Raw genomic sequence first — 22,468 nt, 5'->3', positions numbered from 1 at the left:
AAAGGGGTGGTTCGCGGAAGGGGTGGGCCGCGGGGGAAGTGGGTCGCGGTGAGGTCTCGCGCAGAACGCGCGTGGAAAGGCGGTGGGTCGCGCAGGTCGCGCACCGGAACGACCCCGACCGTGCCTGCCCGGGCTAGTCTCGAACCATGGCGGGGAACGGGGAGAGGCGATGACGGCCGTACCCGTCGCGATCGGGCGGCGGACGACCGCTTCCGACGCTGCGCTCGCGGCCATGGGCGACCGCCTCGTCGACACCCACGGTCGCGTCCACCGCGACCTGCGCGTCTCGCTGACCGACCGCTGCTCGCTGCGCTGCACCTACTGCATGCCCGAGCAGGGTAACGAGTGGCTCGCGCGCTCCAGCATCCTGTCGACCGACGAGATCGTCGAGGTCGCCGAGGTGGCGGCGAGCCTCGGCATCCGCACGTTCCGTCTCACCGGTGGCGAGCCGCTGCTCCGTCCCGACATCGTCGACGTGGTGCGGCGGGTCGCGCGGATCGAGGGTCCGGACGGTCCCGTCGAGGTCGCCATGACGACGAACGGCATCACGCTCGCGGCCAAGCTGCCTGACCTCATCGACGCGGGGCTCACGCGGCTCAACATCAGCATCGACACGGTCGACCGACAGAAGTTCGCCGACCTGACCCGCCGTGACCGCCTCGGCGACGTCCTGGAGGGGATCGCCGCGGCCGCGGCATCCGAACTCCGCCCGCTCAAGCTGAACGCCGTCGCGATGCGCGGCGTGAACGACGACGAGCTCGTCGACCTCGTGCAGTTCGCGATGGACGTGGGCGCCCAGTTGCGGTTCATCGAGCAGATGCCGTTGGATGCCGGACACACCTGGGACCGCGCCTCGATGGTGACCCGCGAAGAGATCCTCGGCGCGCTCGGCACGCGGTGGCGGCTCGACCCCGTGCCCGGCCGAGGGGGAGCGCCCGCCGAGAAGTGGCGCATCGACGACGGACCGCACGAGGTGGGTGTGATCGCCTCGGTGACCGCCCCGTTCTGCGGCGCGTGCGACCGGCTGCGGCTCACCGCCGACGGGCAGTTCCGCAACTGCCTGTTCTCGAACTCCGAGTACGACCTCGCGGCTGTGCTGCGGCAGGAGTCGGCATCCACCACCGCCGTCCGCGCCGATGCGATCGCCGACCTGCTGCGATCCTGCGTGCACGGCAAGCTGCCCGGTCATGCGATCGACGACCCGTCGTTCCTGCAGCCGGCGCGCGGCATGAACGCCATCGGCGGCTGACCGGCGCGGCGCGTCAACTCCTGCGGCCATCGTCACGTTCTGCGGTCTCGGCTGCGCCCCTTGGCCGCAGAAGTCGACGATGGCCGCAGAAGTGACGGGCCCCGTCAGCCCAGGAACTCCCGGGCGGCGGCCGACAGCGCCGTGACGCCGACCTCGATGGTCGGGTGGATCTCGGGAGCGAAGAACGGCGAGTGGTTGGTGGGGATGTCCCTGTCGAGCGTGCCGGCGGCCATCGCGGTCTGGAACGCCACCGGGTCGACGCCGCCCCAGAACCAGAACACGAGCGGCGCGCCCGAGTCGCGGGCGAACCACGACACGTCCTCGCTGCCGGTGAACATGCCAGGGTCGATGACGGCAGTCTCGCCGAGCGCCTTCTGCAGAGCGGATGTGACGCGGGCGGTCGCCTCGGCGTCGTTGATGGTCGGCGGCAGGGTGTGGTCGGTGCGGATCTCGGGCTCGCGCTCGGCTCCGGAGGCCGCGGCCTCGGCGCGCACGATGCGCTCGACGCTCGCCAGCACCTTGTCGCGCATCTCGTCGGTGGGGTAGCGCAGGCTCAGTTCGAGCTTCGCCTCGGCCGGGATGATGTTGTTCTTCAGTCCCGCGTGGATCGATCCGACCGTCACGACCGCGACGTCGCGCGGGTCGACCTCGCGCGACGCGATCGTCTGCAGCCGCATGACCGTGGCCGCCGCCATGACGACGGGGTCGATGGTGGAGTGGGGGCGGGAGCCGTGCCCGCCGCGCCCGTGCAGGGTGACGGTGAGTCCATCGGATGCCGCCATCTGCGTGCCCGGGCGCACGCCGATCGTTCCGGCCGGCAGCGGCGTCACGTGCTGGCCGAGCACCACATCGGGGCGGGGGAGGCGGTCGAGGATGCCGTCGTCGAGCATCGCGCGCGCACCGGCGCCGTACTCCTCGGCGGGCTGGATGATCACGACGAGCGTGCCGGACCAGTCGGCGCGGTCGGCGACGAGGCGCTCGACGGCGCCGATCATCGCGGTCACGTGCATGTCGTGGCCGCACGCGTGCATGACGGGCACGGTGTTGCCGGCGGGGTCGATGCCGGTCGCGGTGCTGGCGTAGGCGAGGCCGGTCTCCTCACCGACGGGGAGGGCGTCCATGTCGGCTCGGGCCCACACGACCGGGCCGTCGCCGTTCTCGAGCACTCCGATCACCCCGGTGATGCCCACGCCCTCCTGCACGTCGAGTCCGAGGTCGCGCAGATGGGCGGCGGCGATGCCGGCCGTGCGCGTCTCCTGGAACGAGAGCTCGGGATGCTGGTGCAGGTCGATGTAGAGCGCTTCGAGGTCGATCGTCATGGCCCCGAGCCTACTCGCGCGGGTCAGTGCCGGTACGAGGAGAGCGACGGGCCGGGATGCAGCACGCCGTTCACGATCGCGCGGATCGCGAACTCGCTCGCCTCGCCCAGGTCGAACACGTCGCGGTGGAGGAGCCACTGCAGCTGCAGTCCGTCCATGACGGCGAGGATGCTGGCGGCCGCCGTCGCGATCGTGTCGGGCTCGGTCACGCCCTCCTGGGCGCACAGTTCGCGGAACGCCTCGGTGACCTCGCGGCGGAGCGTGGTGTAGCGCTCCTCGAAGTACTCGCGTCCCGGATGGTTGTCGGTGACCGACTCCGACGAGAGCACGGTGTACGCCTGCACGATTCCGGGTCGGCGCTCGTTGGCGATGGCCGTGCGCACGAGGTGCAGGAAGAGCTCGGGTCCGCCCGGGATGTGCTTCTCGGCGAGGTTCTGCACGTCGGCCTGGTCGCGGTAGGCGAGCACCTCGAGCAGCAGCTTCTGCTTCGATCCGAAGTGGTGGAGCACTCCGGCATGCGTGATGCCGACCTGCTCGGCGACGTCGGCGAGGGTGCCGTTCGTGGAGCCCTTGTTGCCGAAGATCTCGACGGCGGCCTTGAGGATCTGCTCGCGCTTCTCACGCGTGGCAGGGCGAACGGGCGCTTTCGCGACGGCATCCTTCGGCATGGCTCCTCCTCTCGTGCACGACCCTACTTGCCAACCTTACTTACTAACGAGTAACCTCGCACCAGCTTACTTTCTCGCCAGTAAGCAAAACAGGAGCGGATGCCCGAGCATCCGTCGCCCACAGCACAACGACCCGTGCCCAAGGAGAAGCAATGAAGCTCAGAAAGTCCCTCATCGCCGCGCTCGCGGTCGGCGCCCTCGGCGCCACGGTCCTCGCAGGATGCTCGTCGGACGGAGGGTCCGGCGACGGCTCCGACGGCGGCGCCGCCCTCACGATCGCGAAGCCCGACGGCGCGATCACCACCGAGTCGAACAACCCCTTCGTCGGCGACTCGTCGGCGTCGAAGTACGGCTACGGCAAGGTCATCTTCGAGACCCTCGGCCTCGTCAACCAGACCGGCGACCGCGGCGTCACCCCCTGGCTCGCCGAGAGCATCGAGTGGAACGACGACTACACCGCGCTGACCGTCGTCCCCCGCAAGGACGTCACCTGGAGCGACGGCGAGCCCTTCACCGCCGACGACATCGTCTACACCTACGAGCTCGTCTCGACGCCCGCGCTCGACACCGCCGGCCTAAAATTCGAGAGCGCCACCGTCGACGGAGACGCCGTGACCCTCACCTTCGGCGAGTCGAAGTTCGTGAACCAGGCGCGCGTTCTGCACGTGCCGATCGTGCCCAAGCACATCTGGGAGAACCTCGACGACCCGGCCACCGACCCCGTCAAGGGCGACGACCTGGTCGGCACCGGACCCTACGCGCTCTCGAACTGGTCGACCGAGTCGGTCACCCTCGAGGCTCGCGACGACTACTGGGGCGGCGACCTGGCCGTGCCCGAGCTGCACTACGTCTCGTACGGCGACAACACGGCGCTGACGACCGCGCTGTCGCAGGGCGAGGCCGATTGGGCGCAGGCGTTCATCCCGCAGATCCAGGAGCAGTTCCTCGACGCCGACCCGGAGCACAACAAGTTCTGGGCGGCCCCGACGACGGGTTCCGCGACCCTGTTCATGAACCTGCAGCAGAAGCCGTTCGACGACGTCGTCTTCCGCCAGGCGCTCGCCTGGGTCATCGACCGCGACGCCTACGTCGACATCGCCCGCGAGGGTGCGAGCGAGCCCGTGTGGTCGGTCACCGGTCTGTCGTCGATCCTCGACGACGAGATCCAGCCGGAGTTCCAGGGCCAGGACTACTCGGTGGATGCCGAGAAGGCGCGCGATCTGCTCGAGTCCGCCGGCTACACGTGGAAGGACGACGCGCTGATCGACCCCGACGGCACCCCCGTCTCGTTCACCCTCTCCGTGCCCTCCGGCTGGAGCGACTGGAACACCGCCCAGGAGCTCATCGCCGAGGACGTCAAGGAGGGCATCGGCGCCGAGGTCAAGATCGACATGCCCGACTGGGGCGGCTGGGCCGACCCGCGCGACAACGGCACGTTCTCGGCCATCATCCACTGGCTGGAGGACAGCGGCACGGCCTACGGCCTCTACACGTCGACCATGGACCCGCGCTGGATCTCGCCCGAGGGCGTCGCCGGCTTCAACTTCGGCCGCTTCGACGACCCCGCCGCGACCGAGGCGCTGAACGCCTACGCCAACGCGTCGTCCGACGAGGAGCGCACCGCCGCCCTCGACATCCTGCAGAAGACGTTCGTCGCACAGGTGCCGGCGATCCCGCTCGGAGCCCACCCGCTGCTCGGCGAGTTCAACACCCGCAACTACGTGGGGTGGCCCTCGGAGGAGGACCCGTACGCGTCGGCCGACCCGACGCAGCAGAACATCGTGCAGATCCTCACGAAGCTGAAGCCGGCCGAGTAAGAAGCAGCCTCACCCGGTCGTTGAGCGAGGACCGAAGGACCGAGACGAAACGCGTCCGTCCCGGAGCGGAACGTCGCACGCAGGCGCAGCGCGTCTCGTCTCGCTCCGCTCGCTCAACGACCGGGTGTTCAGCACCCGACGAAGGACACCACTCATGTCAGAACCCCTGCTCAGCGTGCGCGACTTCTCGGTCGTGTACGACGTCGATCCACCCGTCGAGGCGGTGAGGAACGTCACGCTCGAACTGCAGCGCGGCGAGATCCTCGGCCTCGCCGGAGAGAGCGGATGCGGCAAGACCACCCTCGCGTACGGCGTGCAGCGTCTGCTGCGGGCACCGGCCGTGATCGCCGGAGGCAGCGTGACGTTCCACGATGCATCCGGGGTCGACGTCGACGTGAACGCGCTCGACGTCGAGGCGATGCAGCGTTTCCGCTGGGACAAGGTGTCGATGGTGTTCCAGGGCGCGATGAACGCCCTGAATCCCGTGGCGACGATCGGATCGCAGCTCGAGGACGTCTTCGAGATCCATCGCCCCGACATGACCAGGCGCCAGCGGCGCGCAGAGGCCGAGGACCTGCTCGAGATCGTCAAGGTCGGCCGTCAGCGCATCTCCTCGTTCCCGCATGAGCTGTCGGGCGGCATGCGGCAGCGCGTGATGATCGCGATGGCGCTCGCGCTGCGTCCGCAGCTCATGGTCATGGACGAGCCGACCACCGCGCTCGACGTGCTCGTGCAGCGGGAGATCCTCAAGCAGATCTCGCAGCTGCGGCACGAGTTCGGCTTCTCGGTCATCTTCATCACCCACGACCTGCCGTTGCTGCTGGAGATCAGCGACCGCATCGCGATCATGCGGGCGGGCGAGATCGTCGAGCTGGCGCCGGCCGAGCAGATCTGGACCGACCCGCAGCACGAGTACACGAGGACGCTGCTGTCGTCGTTCCCGCGGCTGACGGGCGAGAGAGGAGTGCTGACGCGATGACCACCCTCGAATTCGCGAACGTCACGAAGGTCTACAACGTCCGGGGAGCCGGGCAGCTCAGGGCCCTCGACGACGTCAGCTTCACCCTCACCTCCGGCCGCACGATCGGACTCGTCGGGCAGTCGGGCAGCGGCAAGTCGACGATCGCGAAGATCCTCACCCAGCTCGAGACGCCGACCAGCGGAGAGGTGCGCCTCGACGGCAAGCCGATCCCGCGACGCGGCAAGGGCCTGCGCGCCTACCGTCAGCAGCTGCGCATGGTCTTCCAGGATCCGTTCGCCTCGCTCAACCCGTACCACTCCATCCGGTACCACCTGGAGCGCCCGATCCGCCTCGACGACGTCGTGCCGAAGAAGGAGACCGAGACCGAGGTGCGCCGCCTCCTCGAGCGCGTGCGCCTCGACGCGGATGCCGTGATCGACCGCCGTCCGCACGAGCTGTCCGGCGGTCAGCGTCAGCGGGTCGCGATCGCGCGCGCCCTGGCATCCCGCCCGACACTGCTCGTCGCCGACGAGCCCGTGTCGATGCTCGACGTGTCGATCCGCCTCGGGGTGCTCACGCTGCTCGCCGACCTGCAGCGCGAGGAGGGGCTCGGGGTGCTGTACATCACGCACGACCTCGCGACGGCCCGTCACTTCAGCGACGAGATCATGGTGCTTAACCAGGGTCGCGTCGTCGAGTACGGCGACGCCGACGACGTCATCCTCGACCCGCAGGACCCGTACACCCGCGAGCTGCGGGCGGCATCGCCCGATCCCGAGAAGCACTTCGCCTCGGCCGGACACCACGGCGTCGGCAACCCAGGAGGAGCCCAGTGACCACCGCATCGCCCGAGCTCGGGCAGACCGGGGTGAATCCCGAGGACGGCAGGCCGGACGCGCTGGAGGTCGGCACCACGGCGACCGCCGCCCGGAAGGGCCGCAAGATCGTGCCGTGGCGCTTCTTCGTGGGGCGCGCGGGCTTCTACCTGTTCACCCTGTGGGCGGCCATCACGATCAACTTCTTCCTGCCGCGGTTCATGAAGGGCGACGCGGTCAGCTCGTACCTCGCCCGCAACCGCAACGTCAGTCCCGAGGCGGCGGAATCCCTCCGCATCCTGCTCGGCATCGACTCCGACAAGTCGCTGTGGCAGCAGTACGTCGAGTACTGGGCCACCCTGCTCCGCGGCGACCTCGGCATCTCGACGCTGCACGGCCTGCGGCCCGTGGCCGAGGTGCTCGGTGCCGCGCTGCCGTGGACCCTCGGCCTCGTCGGCCTCGCGACGATCATCTCGTTCGCGCTGGGCACGGTAGGCGGCGCGATCGTCGGATGGAAGCGGGGGAGCCGGCTCGACGCCCTCATCCCGATCACGACGTTCTTCAACACCATCCCGTACTTCTGGCTCGGTCTCATCGCGATCGCGGTGTTCTCGTCGACCCTGAAGTGGTTCCCGTCGTCGCACGCCTACGACAAGGGGCAGTCGCCGGAGTGGAGCCTCGACTTCATCGGCCAGGTCATCGCGCACGGCACGCTGCCCGCGGTCACGATCATCATCGCCTCGCTCGGCGGCTGGATGCTGGGCATGCGCAACATGATGCTGACCGTGCTCGACGAGGACTACATCACCGTCGCGCAGGCCAAGGGCATGCCGAACCGCCGGGTGCTGTGGGCCTACGCCGCCCGCAACGCGGTGCTGCCGCAGATCCAGAGCTTCGCGCTGTCGATCGGCTTCATCGTCGGCGGCACCATCGTCATGGAGATGGTGTTCAGCTACCCCGGCGTCGGCAAGCTGCTGCTCGACGCCACCAACGCGAAGGACTTCGCTCTCATGCAGGGCGTGTTCCTCGTGATCACCCTGTCGGTGCTGATCGCCAACATCCTCGCCGACATCGTCTACGCATACCTCGACCCGCGCACGCGCCAGACGGAGGCCTGACATGAGCGTCCCCACCCAGTCGGACACCACCGCACCCGACGGCAGCGCCCTCGCCACCGGGATGCCGGAGACGGCGACCTTCCGCACGGCCGGCGCCGACCAGCCCCCGCGCAAGACGTTCTGGTCGCAGTTGGCGCAGGCGTTCGCGATGTTCCGCAACCGCAAGTCGATCGCCGGCCTGATCATCCTCGGGGTGTTCGTGCTCGTGGCGATCTTCGCTCCGCTCATCGCGCCGTACGGAGCGACGCAGAAGGACCGCACGGCTCTGCGCCAGCCGCCCTCGTTCGAGCACTGGCTCGGCACCACCCACATGGGAGAGGACGTGCTCAGCCAGATCATCTTCGGCACCCGCGGCGTGGTCGTGGTCGGCTTCCTGTCGGCGATCATCGCGACCCTCATCGCCATCACGATCGGCGTGATCGCCGGATACGTGCGCGGGTGGAAGAGCGAGTCGCTGTCGGCGCTGACCAACGTGTTCCTCGTGATCCCCGGCATCCCGCTGATCATCATCGTCGCGTCGCAGTTCGAGAACCCGCCGCTCATCGTGATCGCCGCCGTGCTCGGGCTCACCGGCTGGGCATGGGGCGCGCGCGTGCTGCGCGCGCAGACCATGTCGCTGCGCAACCGGGACTTCATCCAAGCGGCCCGTGCGAACGGCGAGCCGCTGCGGCGCATCATCACGGTCGAGATGCTGCCGAACCTCATGGCGCTCATCGCGTCGAGCTTCGTCGGCACCGTGACCGCCGCGATCCTCGGCCTCACCACGCTCGCCTTCATCGGCGTGATCCCCGTGAGCAACCTCAACTGGGGCACGATCCTCTTCTGGGCGCAGCAGAACGGCGCCTTCCCGCGGCTGTGGTGGTGGTACGTGCCGGCCGGACTCTGCATCGCGATCATCGGCGTCGCGCTCTCGCTCATCAACTTCGGCATCGACGAGTACGTCAACCCGCGACTGCGCTCCGCGGGCGAGCGGGCCCGAGCCATGAAGAAGAAGGGCTTGAACGTGAACGACCCGGTGACGGCGGTGCGCAGCATCCCGACCCCGGCGTCCGCCCCGCTCGCCCCGAACGACCCGCACACCGAGAACGCGAAGTGATGACCTCTCCCACCCTGACCGAATCCCTGCCCTACCTCGACCCCGAACTGCCCATCGCCGCCCGCGTCGCCGATCTCCTCGACCGCATGACGGTCGAGGAGAAGGTCGGGCAGATGCTGCAGCTCGACGCCCGCGACGATCTCGACGACCACGTCCTGCGTCGTCATGTCGGGTCGATCCTGCACACCTCGCCCGAGCGGCTGATCCGCGCGAACGAGCTGACGGCGCAGACGCGGCTGCGCATCCCGCTGCTCGTCGGCGAGGACTGCATCCACGGGCACTCGTTCTGGCCGGGCGCCACGATCTACCCGACCCAGCTGGGGATGGCGGCGTCGTGGGACGCCGAGCTCGTCGAGAGAGTGGCTCGCGCCACCGCGGTCGAGGTCGCCGCGACCGGCATCCACTGGACCTTCTCGCCGGTGCTGTGCATCGCCCGCGATCTGCGCTGGGGTCGCGTGGACGAGACGTTCGGAGAGGACCCGTTCCTCATCGGCGAGCTCGCCTCGGCCATGGTGCGGGGGTACCAGGGCGACGGTCTCGACGACCCGACCGCGATCCTCGCGACCGCCAAGCACTTCGCCGGATACTCCGAGACGCAGGGCGGACGCGACGCGAGCGAGGCCGACATCTCGCGGCGCAAGCTGCGCTCGTGGTTCCTTCCGCCGTTCGAGCGCGTCGCGCGCGAGGGATGCCGCACCTTCATGCTCGGCTACCAGACCACCGACGGCGTGCCGATCACCGTCAACGACTGGCTGCTCAGCGACGTGCTGCGCGGCGAGTGGGGGTACACCGGCACCCTCATCACCGACTGGGACAACGTCGGCCGCATGGTGTGGGAGCAGCAGGTGCAGCCCGACTACACGCACGCCGCCGCCGCGGCGGTGAAGGCCGGCAACGACATGGTCATGACGACGCCGAGGTTCTTCGAGGGGGCGCTCGACGCGGTCGCCCGAGGGATGCTGTCGTCCAGTGACTTCGACACCGCGGTCACCCGCATCCTCACGCTCAAGTTCGAGCTCGGCCTGTTCGAGGACCCGCGACTCCCCCGGGACGGACGGGATGCCGTCGTCGGCAGCCCCGCGCACGCCGACCTCAACCTCGAGATCGCCCGCCGCTCGCTCGTGCTGCTCGAGAACGACGGCACACTGCCGCTCTCGCCCACCGCCCCGCTGTCGGTGGCGGTGGTCGGTCCGCTCGCCGACGACGCGCAGACGCAGCTCGGCGACTGGGCGGGAGGATCCGGCCAGGCAGGATGGCTCGACGGCCAGCCCCGCGACATGATCACCACGGTGCTCGACGGCCTCTCCGGCGTCGAGGGCTGGACCGTGACGCACGCACGCGGCGCCGACATCCTCACGCTCGAGGAGGACCCCCGCGGGTCGACGTTCCCCGACGGGCAGCCGCGCCCTCCGGTCGTCGTGCCCGCCGTGCCCGACGAGGCGCTGATCGCCGAGGCGGTCGCCGCAGCCTCGGCATCCGATGTCGTCGTCGCCGTCGTGGGAGACCGCATCGAGCTCGTGGGAGAGGGCCGCTCGACCGCGACGCTCGAGCTGATCGGCGGGCAGAACGCCCTGCTCGACGCGCTGATCGCGACCGGGAAGCCCGTCGTCGTCGTGCTGTTGGCGTCGAAACCGCTCGTGCTCCCGGCATCCGTCTCGCAGGCCGCAGCCGTCATCTGGGCGGCGAATCCCGGCATGCAGGGTGGCAGGGCGCTCGCCGAGATCGTCACGGGAGCCGTGGAGCCGTCGGGGCGCCTGCCGATCTCGTTCGCGCGTCACGTGGGACAGCAGCCGACGTACTACAACCAGATCCGCGGGCAGCACGGCGACCGGTACGCCGACCTCACGCAGTCGCCCGCCTGGGCGTTCGGCGAGGGACTGTCGTACTCGACCGTGGCGTACTCCGATCTCGTGGTGTCGGAGGGGTCGCTCGCGCTCGGCGACACCGTGGTGGCGGAGGTCACCGTGACGAACACCGGATCGCGTCCGGTGCGCGAGACCGTGCAGGTGTACGTGCGCGACGTCGTGACGAGCGTCAGCTGGACCGACCGCGAGCTCAAGGCCTACCGGCAGGTGGACCTCGCGCCGGGGGAGAGCCGCGTCGTGCGGGTCGACCTGCCCGTGGTCGAGTGCTCGATCGTCGACGCGGCCGGTGTGCGCCTCGTGGAGCCGGGGGAGTTCGCCCTGCTCGTCGGACCGAGTTCGCGCGAGCAGTCGCTGCTGTCCGCGTCGTTCACGGTGGTGTAGCGCGCGGCCCGCTCAGTCCTGCAGGCGCTGGGGTCCCGCGCCCTGGCTGCCGAGCGCGTCGTCGGGGTTGAGCAGCCCGCACGCCTTCATCGACAGGCAGCCGCAGCCGATGCATCCGGTCAGCTCGCGTTCGAGGCGCTCGATGCCCTCCCGGCGCTTCTCGAGCTCGCGCTTCCACCGGCGCGATGCGCGCTGCCAGTCGTCATGGCTCGGGGTCTGCGTGAGGGGGACGTCGGCGAACGCCTCCTGCACGTCGGAGAGGGGGATGCCGAGGCGCTTCGCGACCGTGATGAGCGACACCCGGCGCAGCATGTGCCTGGCGTACCGGCGCTGGTTGCCCGGCGTGCGGGTCGAGGCGATGAGTCCCAGACTCTCGTAGAAGTGCAGGGCCGAGGGGGCGACGCCGGTGCGCCGGCTCATCTCGCCGATCGTGAGCGGCTCGTCGGCGGCGTGCGCCGAGCGGTCGGAATCGTTGTGCGCTGTCAAGGGGTCTCCATGATTTGACCTCAAGTGTACTTGAGGTCTTACGGTGGAACCGTGACTCGGAGGAAGACCACTCGATGACCTACGTGATCGCGCTGCCCTGCGTCGACGTCAAGGACCGCGCCTGCATCGACGAATGCCCGGTCGACTGCATCTACGAGGGCGAGCGCTCGCTCTACATCCACCCCGACGAATGCGTCGACTGCGGGGCGTGCGAACCGGTCTGCCCCGTCGAGGCGATCTTCTACGAAGACGATCTGCCCCCAGAATGGCAGGACTACTACAAGGCGAACGTCGAGTTCTTCGACGACATCGGATCCCCCGGTGGCGCCGCCAAGGTCGGCATGATCGAGCACGACCACCCGCTCATCGCCGCACTCCCGCCGCAGGAGGCACACGAATGACCACCACACCGCCGCCCGCACCGGTGCCCTCGCCCGTCGGCGAAGGACTCAAGGCCGCGTTCCGACAGCATCCAGCCGGCGTCGCCATCATCACGGCGACGACCCCCGACGGTCCGGTGGGGCTCACGGCATCCAGCGTCGCCTCCGTCGCGGTCGACCCCGCGGCGATCGTGTTCTCGGTGACCCGCGCCACCGGCAGCGCCGGGGCGATCCTGTCGTCCGACAGCTTCGTCGTGCACCTGATCGACGACGAGCACTCCGACCTCGCGCAGAGCTTCGCGATCAGCGGCGCGGAGCGCTTCACCGACGCGCAGGGCTGGAGCACCCTGCCCACCGGCGAGCCGTACCTGCGCGAGGCGCGCGTCGCGATGCGCTGCCACCCGATGACCACGGTGGCCGTCGGATCGTCGACGGTCGTCATCGCCGAGGTCGATGAGGTGCTGCTCGGCCGCCCTGGTCGCCCGCTCGTCTACATCGACCGCCGCTTCCACTCGCTACCGGGCGCGCAGGACTGACCGGCTCCGTCTCCAGACCATCGAAGGAAGGAATCACCATGTCCAGTCCGTACACCCTCCCCGAGCTGCCGTACGACTACTCGGCGCTCGCCCCGCACATCTCCGGCAAGATCATGGAGCTGCACCACTCGAAGCACCACCAGGCCTACGTCACCGGCGCGAACACGGCGCTCGAGCAGCTGGCGGCCGCGCGCGACGCGGGCGACCTCGCCGCCGTGAACAAGCTCGAGAAGGACCTCGCGTTCAACCTCGGCGGGCACATCAACCACTCGGTGTTCTGGCAGAACCTGTCGCCGGAGGGCGGCGGCAACCCCGAGGGCGAACTGTCGGCGGCGCTCGACGACGCGTTCGGCTCGATCGACGCGTTCCGCGCGCACTTCACCGCCACGGCGCTCGGCGTGCAGGGATCCGGCTGGGCCGTGCTCGCCTGGGACTCGGTCGGCGCCCGCCCCGTGATCTTCCAGCTGTTCGACCAGCAGGGCAACGCTCCTCTCGGCGTCACCCCGCTGCTGCAGCTCGACGTGTGGGAGCACGCCTACTACCTCGACTACCTCAACGTGCGCGCCGACTATGTGAAGGCGTTCTGGGAGATCGTGAACTGGGAGGACGTGCAGCGTCGGTTCCAGCTCGCGCAGGAGAAGACCGCGGGACTCATCGTCCCCTGACCCCCGTCGTCGCCGAAACCCCTCACCGTCGCCGAAACCCCCCGGTACATACGCGCGTATCGGGGGGTTTCGACGCGCACGGTGGGCTCGGCGAGCGGCGCGTCAGACGCGCCGACGGGCATCAGGCGAGCAGCTCGGCGGCCAGCGTCTCGATCCGACGGCGGATGTCGTCGCGGATCGGCCGCACGGCGTCGATGCCCTGCCCGGCGGGATCGTCGAGCTCCCAATCCTCGTAGCGCTTCCCCGGGAAGAACGGGCACGCGTCACCGCATCCCATCGTGATCACCACGTCGGATGCCTGCACGGCATCCGTCGTCAGCACCTTCGGGGACTCGGCGGTGATGTCGATGCCGAGCTCCGCCATCGCCTCGACCGCGACCGGGTTGATGTGCTCGGCGGGCAGCGATCCGGCCGAGCGCACGTCGATGCGGTCGCCCGCGACGGCGCGCAGGAAGCCGGCCGCCATCTGCGAGCGGCCCGCGTTGTGCACGCACACGAACAGGACGGAGGGGATGCCGGGGGCCATGCGTCCAGCATCCCACGCTTCGTGTACTCCCGCTCCCGCCGCCTCACCTTCCTCTCGACGAGAGAGAGCCTCTCGACGAGAGAGGATGCGGGTCAGGCTGTCGTGTACCAGACGGCCGTGTCGACGGGCAGCGCGTCGCCGTCGAACGGCTGACTCGCGACGATCACCGTGGCACCGGCGGGCAGGTCGAGCGGCTCCGTGCCGAGGTTCGCGACGACGTGCACGGCCCCGCGGCGGAAGGCGACGGCATCCGGCCCCGCGTCCTCCCAGATGAGCGAGCCCGAACCGAAGTCGTGCTGCCGGCGCACCGCGAGCAGCCGCGTGTAGAGGGCCAGGGTCGACGTCTCGTCGCCCTTCTCGACGTCGCGGGCGTAGGTCGCCCACTCCGCGGGCTGCGGGAGCCACGAGGCGCCGGTCGCGTTGAAGCCGAACGCCGGGGCGTCGGCCTCCCACGGGATCGGCACGCGGCATCCGTCCCGCCCGTAGCGCTCGCCGTTGGTGCGGAACCAGGTCGGGTCCTGGCGGAACGCGTCGGGGATCTCCATCGCCTCCGGCAGTCCGAGCTCCTCGCCCTGGTAGATGTACGCGGATCCGGGCAGTGCGAGCATCAGGGTCGTCGCCGCGCGGCCCCGGGCGAGACCGATCGCGGTGTCTGGCTTGTTCGGGGTGTTCGGGCCGATGCCGTCGCCCTGCGGGTTCTCCTCGGTGAGGGCCAGGCGCGTCGCGTGGCGCACGACATCGTGGTTCGACAGCACCCAGGTGCTGGGAGCCCCGACGGCGCCGAACTCCTCGAGCGATTCGCGGATGACGTCGCGCAGCGCCTCGGCATCCCACTCGGTCATGAGGTACGGGAAGTTGAACGTCTGGTGCATCTCATCGGGGCGCACCCAGAGCGCGGTCTGCTTCAGCGTCGGCATCCACGCCTCGCCGCACAGCGCGCGGTCGCCGTCGTACTCGGCCAGCACGCGGTGCCAGTCGCGGTAGATGTCGTGCACGCCGTCCTGGCCCCAGTAGGGGACGTCGGTCTCGCCGCCGCCCATCGAGTCGGCGTCGGCCGGCGGGGTGTAGTCGGGCAGGCCGTCGGCCTTGATCATGCCGTGCGCCACGTCGACGCGGAAGCCGTCGACCCCGCGGTCGAGCCAGAAGCGGAGGATCGAGCGGAACTCCTCGCGGACCTCCTCGTTCGTCCAGTCGAAGTCGGGCTGCGTGGGGTCGAAGATGTGCAGGTACCACTGGCCGGGTGTGCCGTCGGCCTCGGTCACGCGCTCCCACATGCCGCCGCCGAACACCGACTCCCAGTTGTTGGGCGGGAGCTCGCCGTTCTCGCCCTTGCCGTCGCGGAAGATGTAGCGCGCGCGCTCGGGGCTCCCAGGCGCCGCCCGCAGCGCGGCCTGGAACCAGGCGTGCTGCGCGGAAGAGTGGTTCGGCACGAGATCGACCACGACGCGGATGCCGCGGCGGTGCGCCTCGTTCAGCATGGTGTCGAAGTCGTCGAGGGTGCCGAACAGCGGGTCTACGTCGCGGTAGTCGGCGACGTCGTAGCCGGCGTCACGCTGCGGGCTCGTCATGAACGGGCTCAGCCAGATCGCGTCGACGCCGAGCTCCTTGAGGGAGTCGAGTCGGCTCGTGATGCCGGGAAGGTCGCCGATGCCGTCGCCCGATGCGTCGGCGAACGAACGGGGGTAGATCTGGTAGATGACGGCGCTGCGCCACCACTCGGAACCGGGGGCTGCGATCTGCTCATGCTGTGCCATGGGATCAGGCTATTGCACGCGTCGCTGCCGGCACCACGCCGGTATCGAATCGTTTCGGGACTGACGCCTTCAGGGCTGTCGCTGCACGAGTCCCAGACGAATGGATGCAGAGACATAGACCTTCGCCACTACTGCGCCCCCATCCGGAATGCCAAAATTCTGCCGTGACCTGCAGGTCGCCCGCGCTGTCGCATCGCGCGGTTCCGACCGAGGGGGTCATGATGTCCGGTACCGCGCGCCGTCCCGTGAGACGGATGGTCGCTGCGATGGTCGTCGCGACGACCGTGCTCGCCGGCGCCGCGACCGTCATCTCCACCGCCGTCGCCTCGGCCGACGATCCGACCCCCGAGGGCACCGCCCCCGACCCCAGTCTCTCGGTCGCGCGGGCGTACGAGTTCCTCGACGGACGCGTCGACGAGTTCTGCGACGGCGCGGGCATGTGCCTGCCGCGCAGCTACCAGGGGGGATTCTTCACCGACCTCCCGACCTGGGACTTCACGCCCTCGTTCGTCTACGACGACGCCCTCGTCATCATCGCGTACACCGCACGCGGCCTCCCCGACGACCTCCGTCGCGCGCAGGCCGTCGGCGACACCCTGCTCTTCGTGCAGGAGAACGACCCGATCGGCGACGGACGGGTGCGCACCTCGTACGAGCCGCACGGCATCCGCCAGGGCCGGATGGAGATCACCGGTCCCGGCACGTTCACCGGCAACCAGGCCTGGGTCGGGATGGCGCTCGCGCGTCTGTTCCACGCGACGGGTGAGCAGAAGTACCTCGACGGCGCTCTCGACATCGCGCAGTGGATCCAGACGAACACCGCCGACATGGCTCGCGTCCCCTACGGCTACACGGGCGGGCAGCTCGAGGACGGCACCTCGCTGGTGTGGAAGTCCACCGAGCACAACAGCGACATCGCGGGCTTCTTCGGCCAGCTCGCCCAGCTCACCGGCGACCCGGTGTGGGCGCAGCGCGCGGGTGTCGCGGCCGATTTCGTCGCGGCCATGCAGGCGGCCGACGGCCACGTCGACACCGGTACCCTGCTCGACGGGAGCACCGTCAACACCCACCCCAAGCCGCTCGACGCGCAGACCTGGAGCTACCTCGGCACGGGCGACGGCCGCTTCGGCGCGGCCCTCGACTGGACCCTCTCGAACCTCGTCGCCAGCGACGGCCCGTACAGCGGCCCGTCGATCAGCGACGTGGACGTGTCGAAGGTGTGGTTCGAGGGGGCAGGGCACCTGGCGCTCTCGTTGAGACTGCGCGACGGGGCCGGTGATGCGGATGCCGCGGAGTCGCTGCTCAGCAGCATCCGTCTCGCGCAGCGGGATGCCCCGAACGGCGACGGCAAGGGTATCGTCGCGACGTCGACCGATGGCCTCGACTCCGGATTCGGCGACCTGTACTACGCGAGTCTGCACACCGGGACGACGGCCTGGTACCTGCTCGCCGCCGCCGGCGACAACCCGTTCGCGCTCCCGGCTCCCTGACCCGCGCCGCGCTGTCCCGTCGTCCCGCGCACTCCCGCGCCCCCCTGACGCGCCCGCCGCTCGCGAGCCACCCTCTTCGTGCCGAACCACCCCCGCATGTGCCGCACGCACGGGGGTGGCTCGGCGCTTCGGGGGTGGCTCGGCGCTGGGAGGACGGCTCGGCGGCGCAGGCGCTGGCCCGCGCCGCTCAGCCGATGTTGGCGGTGATGCGGGCGAGGTGCGCGGCTGCCTCCTCGGCCGAACGCGTCCGTCCGCTGACGCCCGGCCGCTCCTGCCACGGACGCGGTCCGTCGGCGTGCCGGTACTCGACGCCCGCGGCATCCAGACGTGCGAGGTGCTCGGACAGGCGCGGCGCGAACTCCTCGTAGTCGCGGTGGCCGATGGTCCACAGCGCCTCGGCGACGGCCGAGAGGCGGGGGAACGCGCGGTAGTCGAGGCCGCGCATCGAGTCGATGTGCTCGGTCCAGAGGTTCGCCTGGCCGCCGAGCACGTGCTTCGCCTGCTCGGCGTCGAGCTCCGCGGGCACGGGGTCGAAAGCGTAGGCCTTCTCGACGGTCGTGACGGTGCCGGTGGGGATCGGCTCCGACGGCAGGTCGGACTCGCGGTAGTCGAGGTACACCGTGTCCTCGGGGCAGGCCACGACGTCGTTGCCCGAGCGGGCAGCGGTCAGCGCGCCCACCCGTCCGCGCCACGACAGCACGGTCGCCCCGTCGGCGAGGCCGCCCTCGAGGATCTCGTCCCACCCGAGCAGCTTGCGGCCGCGGGATGCCAGGTGCTGGCCGATGCGGCTGACGAACCAGCTCTGCAGCTCCTCCTCGTCGTGCAGGCCGAGTTCCCGCATCCGCTCCTGGGTGCGCTCGTCCTCCGCCCACTGGATCTTCGGGCACTCGTCGCCGCCGATGCAGATGTACTCGGAGGGGAACAGGTCGATCACCTCGTCGAGGACGTCGCAGAGGAAGCCGATGGTCGACTCCTCGACGTTGAAGATCACCGGGTTGATGCCCCACAGCGTCCACGGCGTGGTCGGAGCGCTGTCGCCGACCCCGAGCTCGGGGTATGCGGCGACCGCTGCCTGCGCGTGCCCAGGCAGCTCGATCTCGGGGACGACGGTGATGCCGCGCGCTCCCGCGTAGGCGACGATCTCACGGATGTCGTCCTGCGTGTAGAAGCCACCGTGCGGCCGGCCGTCGGTGTCTGAGCCGTGCGCTGCGCCGAGCTGCGTCTCGGGGCGCCACCCGCCGACCTCGGTGAGGCGCGGGTAGCGGGCGATCTCGACGCGCCAGCCCTGGTCGTCGGTCAGGTGCAGGTGCAGCGTGTTGAGGCGGTGCATCGCGAGCAGATCGATGAACCGCAGCACGTCGCGGGTCGGTGCGAAGTGGCGCACCACGTCGAGCATCGCACCGCGCCAGGGGAACTTCGGCGCGTCGGCGACGCGGGCGGCGGGGGCGGTCCAGCGGATGCCGGGGGCCGGCGACCGGCGGTGGACCGCGGCGGGGAACAGCTGCAGCAGCGCCTGCGCAGCCCAGTGCGCGCCGCGATCGGTCGCGGCGGCGATGCGGACCGCCCGGGGGGTCGTCTCGAGCGCGAAGCCCTCGGCCGCGAGCCCCGGGTCGAGGTCGAGGCGGATGGCGACGGGGGCGTCGGAGGCCTCCTCCACGACGTCGAGCGGCAGCAGGAAGCCGGTCGCCGCGCGCAGCCGTTCCTGGAGCCGTTGCGCCGGCTGGACGAGGTCGGGGTGGGTCGACAGAGCGCTGTCACGGGTGAGTTCGAACTCGCCGTCGGTGAATTCCTGATGGGCGGGACGGGGTAGAAGGGTGGGCATTTCTCGGCGACTCCCTGGTGATTTCGCGGTGGCATGAATTAGTTGGTTACATGCCCTAATAGTTAGTAAATAAAGTGACCTAATTCAGGCGGCGACTGCAGCGCCCGAAGGCGAAACATCGCCGTCATATTGCGGAAACGTCACGGTTCAACTAATACCAACATAATGATTGACAAAGGATATGCAACAGATGTGTACTAACTTTCACCGCGCGACACATCGACGTATCCGAATGCGGTATCCCACCTACCAAGGAGATTCACGTGGCAATCAAGAAAATGACGGCCGTCGGTGCATTGGGCATCGCCTCCGTCCTCGCGCTCAGCGCGTGCTCGGGTCCCGCCGGCACCGGCGACGCCGGTGCACCCAGCGACGGCAAGGTCCCCGAGGTCGACGGCAAAGGCGAGACCCTCACCGTCTGGGTCATGCAGAACGACTACACCGAAGAGACCCTCGCGGCCATCAACGAGGAGTTCACGAAGCAGACCGGCGCCGAGGTCACCATCCAGTCGCAGACCTGGGACGGTATCACGACCAAGCTGACCACGGCCCTCGCCACCGACACCCCGCCCGACGTCGTCGACGTGGGCAACACGCAGATCGCGAGCTACGCGGCGACCGGCGGTCTGCTCGACCTCACCCCGTACAAGGACGACCTCGCGCAGGGCCAGACCTGGCTCGACGGACTCGTCGACCCCGCCACGATCGACGGCGACCTGTACGGCGTCCCCGGCTTCGCCGGCGCCCGCGCCGTCATCTACAACAAGACGATGTGGGCGGCGGCCGGAGTCACCGAGGTGCCCACGACGTTCGACGAGCTCACGGCCGCACTCGACAAGGTGAAGGCCGCCAACGCCCAGACCTCCGACTTCTCGGCCTTCTACCTCCCCGGCCAGTACTTCTACGCGGGCATGCAGTTCGTGTGGGACGCCGGAGGTGACATCGCGACCGACGACGACGGGGAATGGAAGTCGGGCTTCTCGTCCGACGAGGCCATCGAGGGACTGACCGCCTTCAAGGAGTTCCAGAACGAGTACTCGACCGCAGCCTCCGCGACCCTCGACACGTTCGAGCCGAACCAGAGCCAGCTCTTCGCCGACGGCAAGACCTCCGCGATCCTCAACACGAACACCGGCGCGATCCTCAAGATCAACCCCGACCTCGAGGCCGACCTGGGCACCTTCCCGATGCCCGGCATCTCGGGTGAGGCGCAGCCTGTCATGCTCGGTGGTTCCGACTGGGCCGTGCCGGTGAAGTCGAAGAACTCCGACCTGGCTCTGAACTGGGTGAAGATCGCGACGAGCCCCGACATCCAGAAGGACTACGTCTACGGCGTCGACGGGTGGATCCCGAACAGCGTCGAGGGCATCGAGTTCGCCCAGGAGTCCGTGCCCGAGCTGCGCTCGAGCTTCTTCACGGCCGCGCTGAACTCGAAGGCCACCCCGGCCAACGCGAACTGGACGACGATCGAGAGCAACAAGGCCATCAACAATCTGTTCTCCGCCGTCGCCTCCGGCTCGAAGAGCGTCGAGGACGCGGCGAAGGACTTCGACGCCGACGCCGACAAGACGCTCAACATCGAGTGACCCCGGGGATGCCGCGCGCTCGCCGCGCGGCATCCCTCCCCCCTCGACCTCCCCGGCCGCCCCTCTGACGGCCCGTCCGCTCCGACGAAAGGCGAGCCCTTGACCACCACCGCAGTCGAGTCCCCGCCGGCTCCCGCATCATCCCCGCGCCGGGGTCGGCCCGCGTCCGCACGACGGCCTGGCGGCACCACCCGGTCGTCCGCGCCGTTCTGGTTGCTGAGCCCCGCGGGTCTCATGATCGTGTTCGTGACGCTGCTGCCCATCGGGTTCCTCGTCTTCACGTCGTTCACGAACTACAACCAGCGCACGCTGTTCACGGGCGCCTTCGACGTCGTCGGACTCGACCAGTACGCCGCCGTGCTGGCCGACGAGAGCTTCTGGCTCTCGCTCGTCCGCACGATCGTCTTCACCGCAGCGCTCGTCGTGGGCAGCGTTGCGATCGGCGCCGGCATGTCGCATCTGATGACCCGCCTGCCCGCCTCTCTCCGGCACGTCACGACGGTCGTGCTGATCCTCGCCTGGGCGATGCCGAATGTCGCCTCGTCGATCGTGTGGTCGTGGCTGTTCCAGCCGCAGTACGGCGTCATCAACTGGATGCTGACGCAGCTGCGCGTCTTCGGCGACATGACCAGCCGCGACTGGGCGTCCGACCCCGTGCTCGCCTGGATCTGCATCTGGCTGCTCGTCGTCTGGGGCGCGGTCCCGTTCATCGCCCTCACGCTGTACGCCGCCGAGACCCAGGTCGCGGTCGAGCTCAAGGAGGCTGCGCGCCTCGACGGCGCCTCGGAGTGGACGGTCTACCGCGTGGTGGTGCTGCCCTCGATCGCCCCCACGCTCCTGCTGGTGACGATGCTCTCGATCATCTGGGACTTCAACGTCTTCAACCAGATCTGGCTCATCTCGGAGGGCGGACCGAACGGCGCGACCTCGACCCTCGGCGTCTTCACCTACACGACGGCGTTCTCAGGCAACCTGCAGATCGGCACCGGGTCGGCCATCGCGGTCGCCTCGACGATCATCCTCGCGGCGCTCAGCGCCCTGTACATCCGGAACCTCGTGCGCTCGGGAGAGGACCTCTGATGACCACCCGCACCCGCCGTCTGCGTCGACGCCCCTGGATCAGCAGCACCATCGCGATCGTGTTCTGCATCGTGTGGGCGTTCCCCGTCTACTGGATGGTGAACACGGCGTTCAAGCCCCGCTCGGAGATGCTCAGCACGACGCCGCATTTCCTCCCCGAAGCACCCACCCTCGAGAACTTCTTCACGGCGATCGGCAGGGGCCAGTTCCTCGTCTACCTGCAGAACTCCGTGATCGTCGTCGCCGGCGCGGTGATCTTCGCGATCGTCCTCGGCATCTTCGCGGCGGCGGCGCTGTCGCGGTTCCGCTTCCGCGGACGCCGCCCGATCCTCGTGCTCATCCTCATCGTGCAGATGCTCCCGGGCACCGCGCTGCTCATCCCGCAGTTCCTCATCTTCAACTCGATGGGTCTGCTCGGCACCTACTGGGGACTGATCTTCGCGTACGTCGCGAGCGTGCTGCCGTTCTCCATCTGGGTCATGCGCGGGTTCTTCCTCGCGATCCCGATCGAGATCGACGAGGCGGCGCGCATCGACGGCGCCTCCACCTGGCAGGTCCTCACCCGGGTGCTCTTCCCGCTCGTGATGCCGGGCATCGTGTCGAGCAGCGTGTTCGCGTTCATCGCGGCGTGGAACGACTACATCGTGGCGTTCACGTTCATGAAGGACCAGGCGAACTACACGCTGCCGGTCTGGCTGAACTCCTTCACCGTGTCGGTCGGGGGCGAGATGGGCACCGACTACGGAGGGCAGATGGCCGCGGCCACGCTGTTCTCGCTCCCGGTCGTGGTCTTCTTCATGATCATCCAACGCAACCTCGTCACCGGTATGTCCGCCGGTGCGGTGAAGGGCTGA

Annotated in this window: 20 protein-coding genes; 14 read left to right on the top strand and 6 right to left on the bottom strand. The window is 69.3% G+C overall.

Going from position 1 to position 22,468, the window contains the following annotated elements; genetic code table 11:
* The first annotated feature begins 169 nt into the window (after positions 1-169).
* The gene (gene moaA / locus RAC69_RS15805) at positions 170-1,249 is read left to right on the top strand and encodes a GTP 3',8-cyclase MoaA (RefSeq protein WP_375087670.1); all 1,080 of its coding nucleotides are present in this window, start codon (positions 170-172) and stop codon (positions 1,247-1,249) included.
* Positions 1,250-1,353: 104 nt separating this feature from the next.
* Here the strand turns inward: moaA and RAC69_RS15800 are convergent, their stop codons facing one another.
* Together RAC69_RS15800 and RAC69_RS15795 are read right to left on the bottom strand one after the other, a co-directional pair.
* Positions 1,354-2,568, bottom strand: a complete 1,215-nt coding sequence (locus RAC69_RS15800; RefSeq protein ID WP_375087669.1) for an amidohydrolase — start codon at positions 2,566-2,568, stop codon at positions 1,354-1,356.
* Between the two features lie 23 nt (positions 2,569-2,591).
* Complete coding sequence (locus RAC69_RS15795; protein ID WP_375087668.1) at positions 2,592-3,236, bottom strand: TetR/AcrR family transcriptional regulator; 645 nt, start codon at positions 3,234-3,236, stop codon at positions 2,592-2,594.
* A 152-nt stretch (positions 3,237-3,388) separates the two neighbouring features.
* On the opposite strand from RAC69_RS15795, the gene RAC69_RS15790 reads away from it, so the two are divergent.
* The 6 genes from RAC69_RS15790 to RAC69_RS15765 all read left to right on the top strand — a co-directional run bounded on the left by RAC69_RS15790 (position 3,389) and on the right by RAC69_RS15765 (position 11,289).
* Complete coding sequence (locus RAC69_RS15790) at positions 3,389-5,053, top strand: ABC transporter substrate-binding protein (protein WP_375087667.1); 1,665 nt, start codon at positions 3,389-3,391, stop codon at positions 5,051-5,053.
* A gap of 154 nt (positions 5,054-5,207) precedes the next feature.
* Entirely contained in the window at positions 5,208-6,032 is an 825-nt protein-coding gene (locus RAC69_RS15785; RefSeq protein WP_375087666.1) for an ABC transporter ATP-binding protein, read from the top strand.
* Positions 6,029-6,850, top strand: a complete 822-nt coding sequence (locus RAC69_RS15780; RefSeq protein ID WP_375087665.1) for an ABC transporter ATP-binding protein — start codon at positions 6,029-6,031, stop codon at positions 6,848-6,850. The genes RAC69_RS15785 and RAC69_RS15780 overlap by 4 nt, the downstream gene beginning before the upstream one ends.
* Positions 6,847-7,947, top strand: coding sequence for an ABC transporter permease (locus tag RAC69_RS15775; RefSeq protein ID WP_375087664.1), 1,101 nt, complete (start codon positions 6,847-6,849; stop codon positions 7,945-7,947). The genes RAC69_RS15780 and RAC69_RS15775 overlap by 4 nt, the downstream gene beginning before the upstream one ends.
* Position 7,948: 1 nt before the next feature.
* Complete coding sequence (locus RAC69_RS15770) at positions 7,949-9,043, top strand: ABC transporter permease (protein WP_375087663.1); 1,095 nt, start codon at positions 7,949-7,951, stop codon at positions 9,041-9,043.
* Positions 9,043-11,289, top strand: a complete 2,247-nt coding sequence (locus tag RAC69_RS15765; RefSeq protein WP_375087662.1) for a glycoside hydrolase family 3 N-terminal domain-containing protein — start codon at positions 9,043-9,045, stop codon at positions 11,287-11,289. Before RAC69_RS15770 ends, RAC69_RS15765 begins: the two co-directional genes overlap by 1 nt.
* 12 nt (positions 11,290-11,301) lie before the next feature.
* Here the strand turns inward: RAC69_RS15765 and soxR are convergent, their stop codons facing one another.
* Positions 11,302-11,709 (bottom strand): redox-sensitive transcriptional activator SoxR, encoded by a 408-nt coding sequence (gene soxR / locus RAC69_RS15760; RefSeq protein WP_375087671.1) that lies wholly within the window; start codon positions 11,707-11,709, stop codon positions 11,302-11,304.
* A 140-nt stretch (positions 11,710-11,849) separates the two neighbouring features.
* On the opposite strand from soxR, the gene fdxA reads away from it, so the two are divergent.
* Genes fdxA through RAC69_RS15745 form a run of 3 tightly spaced genes read left to right on the top strand, consistent with a single transcriptional unit; the run spans position 11,850 to position 13,356 of the window.
* On the top strand, positions 11,850-12,176 hold the full coding sequence (fdxA, locus tag RAC69_RS15755) for a ferredoxin (RefSeq protein WP_375087661.1): 327 nt from the start codon (positions 11,850-11,852) through the stop codon (positions 12,174-12,176).
* Positions 12,173-12,691, top strand: a complete 519-nt coding sequence (locus RAC69_RS15750; protein WP_375087660.1) for a flavin reductase family protein — start codon at positions 12,173-12,175, stop codon at positions 12,689-12,691. Before fdxA ends, RAC69_RS15750 begins: the two co-directional genes overlap by 4 nt.
* 38 nt (positions 12,692-12,729) lie before the next feature.
* A complete protein-coding gene (locus tag RAC69_RS15745) occupies positions 12,730-13,356 on the top strand; it encodes a superoxide dismutase (RefSeq protein WP_375087659.1) in 627 nt (208 codons plus the stop codon).
* Between the two features lie 121 nt (positions 13,357-13,477).
* Here the strand turns inward: RAC69_RS15745 and RAC69_RS15740 are convergent, their stop codons facing one another.
* Together RAC69_RS15740 and RAC69_RS15735 are read right to left on the bottom strand one after the other, a co-directional pair.
* Positions 13,478-13,882, bottom strand: coding sequence for an arsenate reductase ArsC (locus tag RAC69_RS15740; protein WP_375087658.1), 405 nt, complete (start codon positions 13,880-13,882; stop codon positions 13,478-13,480).
* Between the two features lie 92 nt (positions 13,883-13,974).
* The gene (locus tag RAC69_RS15735) at positions 13,975-15,636 is read right to left on the bottom strand and encodes a glycoside hydrolase family 13 protein (protein ID WP_375087657.1); all 1,662 of its coding nucleotides are present in this window, start codon (positions 15,634-15,636) and stop codon (positions 13,975-13,977) included.
* A 254-nt stretch (positions 15,637-15,890) separates the two neighbouring features.
* Between RAC69_RS15735 and RAC69_RS15730 the strand changes: the two genes are divergently transcribed.
* Positions 15,891-17,126: a hypothetical protein gene (locus RAC69_RS15730; protein ID WP_375087656.1), complete on the top strand. Its 1,236-nt coding sequence runs from the start codon at positions 15,891-15,893 to the stop codon at positions 17,124-17,126.
* Between the two features lie 187 nt (positions 17,127-17,313).
* Here the strand turns inward: RAC69_RS15730 and RAC69_RS15725 are convergent, their stop codons facing one another.
* Positions 17,314-18,948 (bottom strand): beta-N-acetylhexosaminidase, encoded by a 1,635-nt coding sequence (locus RAC69_RS15725; protein WP_375087655.1) that lies wholly within the window; start codon positions 18,946-18,948, stop codon positions 17,314-17,316.
* Between the two features lie 263 nt (positions 18,949-19,211).
* On the opposite strand from RAC69_RS15725, the gene RAC69_RS15720 reads away from it, so the two are divergent.
* From RAC69_RS15720 to RAC69_RS15710, 3 genes are all read left to right on the top strand, one after another.
* Positions 19,212-20,534 (top strand): extracellular solute-binding protein, encoded by a 1,323-nt coding sequence (locus RAC69_RS15720; protein ID WP_375087654.1) that lies wholly within the window; start codon positions 19,212-19,214, stop codon positions 20,532-20,534.
* 99 nt (positions 20,535-20,633) lie between these two features.
* On the top strand, positions 20,634-21,614 hold the full coding sequence (locus tag RAC69_RS15715) for a carbohydrate ABC transporter permease (RefSeq protein ID WP_375087653.1): 981 nt from the start codon (positions 20,634-20,636) through the stop codon (positions 21,612-21,614).
* A complete protein-coding gene (locus RAC69_RS15710) occupies positions 21,614-22,468 on the top strand; it encodes a carbohydrate ABC transporter permease (RefSeq protein WP_375087652.1) in 855 nt (284 codons plus the stop codon). Before RAC69_RS15715 ends, RAC69_RS15710 begins: the two co-directional genes overlap by 1 nt.

It is taken from the genome of Microbacterium sp. LS_15 (assembly GCF_041954735.1).
In the GTDB taxonomy this organism is placed as follows: Bacteria; Actinomycetota; Actinomycetes; order Actinomycetales; family Microbacteriaceae; genus Microbacterium.
Note: the sequence above shows the minus strand (reverse complement) of the source record. Positions and strands in the feature narration are given on the sequence as shown.

Excerpts from the sequence above, each read along its gene's own strand:
- moaA (WP_375087670.1), top strand. The coding sequence starts at position 170 with ATGACGGCCGTACCCGTCGCGATCGGGCGGCGGACGACCGCTTCCGAC.
- RAC69_RS15800 (WP_375087669.1), bottom strand. The coding sequence starts at position 2,568 with ATGACGATCGACCTCGAAGCGCTCTACATCGACCTGCACCAGCATCCC.
- RAC69_RS15795 (WP_375087668.1), bottom strand. The coding sequence starts at position 3,236 with ATGCCGAAGGATGCCGTCGCGAAAGCGCCCGTTCGCCCTGCCACGCGT.
- RAC69_RS15790 (WP_375087667.1), top strand. The coding sequence starts at position 3,389 with ATGAAGCTCAGAAAGTCCCTCATCGCCGCGCTCGCGGTCGGCGCCCTC.
- RAC69_RS15785 (WP_375087666.1), top strand. The coding sequence starts at position 5,208 with ATGTCAGAACCCCTGCTCAGCGTGCGCGACTTCTCGGTCGTGTACGAC.
- RAC69_RS15780 (WP_375087665.1), top strand. The coding sequence starts at position 6,029 with ATGACCACCCTCGAATTCGCGAACGTCACGAAGGTCTACAACGTCCGG.
- RAC69_RS15770 (WP_375087663.1), top strand. The coding sequence starts at position 7,949 with ATGAGCGTCCCCACCCAGTCGGACACCACCGCACCCGACGGCAGCGCC.
- RAC69_RS15765 (WP_375087662.1), top strand. The coding sequence starts at position 9,043 with ATGACCTCTCCCACCCTGACCGAATCCCTGCCCTACCTCGACCCCGAA.
- soxR (WP_375087671.1), bottom strand. The coding sequence starts at position 11,709 with ATGAGCCGGCGCACCGGCGTCGCCCCCTCGGCCCTGCACTTCTACGAG.
- fdxA (WP_375087661.1), top strand. The coding sequence starts at position 11,850 with ATGACCTACGTGATCGCGCTGCCCTGCGTCGACGTCAAGGACCGCGCC.
- RAC69_RS15750 (WP_375087660.1), top strand. The coding sequence starts at position 12,173 with ATGACCACCACACCGCCGCCCGCACCGGTGCCCTCGCCCGTCGGCGAA.
- RAC69_RS15745 (WP_375087659.1), top strand. The coding sequence starts at position 12,730 with ATGTCCAGTCCGTACACCCTCCCCGAGCTGCCGTACGACTACTCGGCG.
- RAC69_RS15740 (WP_375087658.1), bottom strand. The coding sequence starts at position 13,882 with ATGGCCCCCGGCATCCCCTCCGTCCTGTTCGTGTGCGTGCACAACGCG.
- RAC69_RS15735 (WP_375087657.1), bottom strand. The coding sequence starts at position 15,636 with ATGGCACAGCATGAGCAGATCGCAGCCCCCGGTTCCGAGTGGTGGCGC.
- RAC69_RS15730 (WP_375087656.1), top strand. The coding sequence starts at position 15,891 with ATGGTCGCTGCGATGGTCGTCGCGACGACCGTGCTCGCCGGCGCCGCG.
- RAC69_RS15725 (WP_375087655.1), bottom strand. The coding sequence starts at position 18,948 with ATGCCCACCCTTCTACCCCGTCCCGCCCATCAGGAATTCACCGACGGC.
- RAC69_RS15710 (WP_375087652.1), top strand. The coding sequence starts at position 21,614 with ATGACCACCCGCACCCGCCGTCTGCGTCGACGCCCCTGGATCAGCAGC.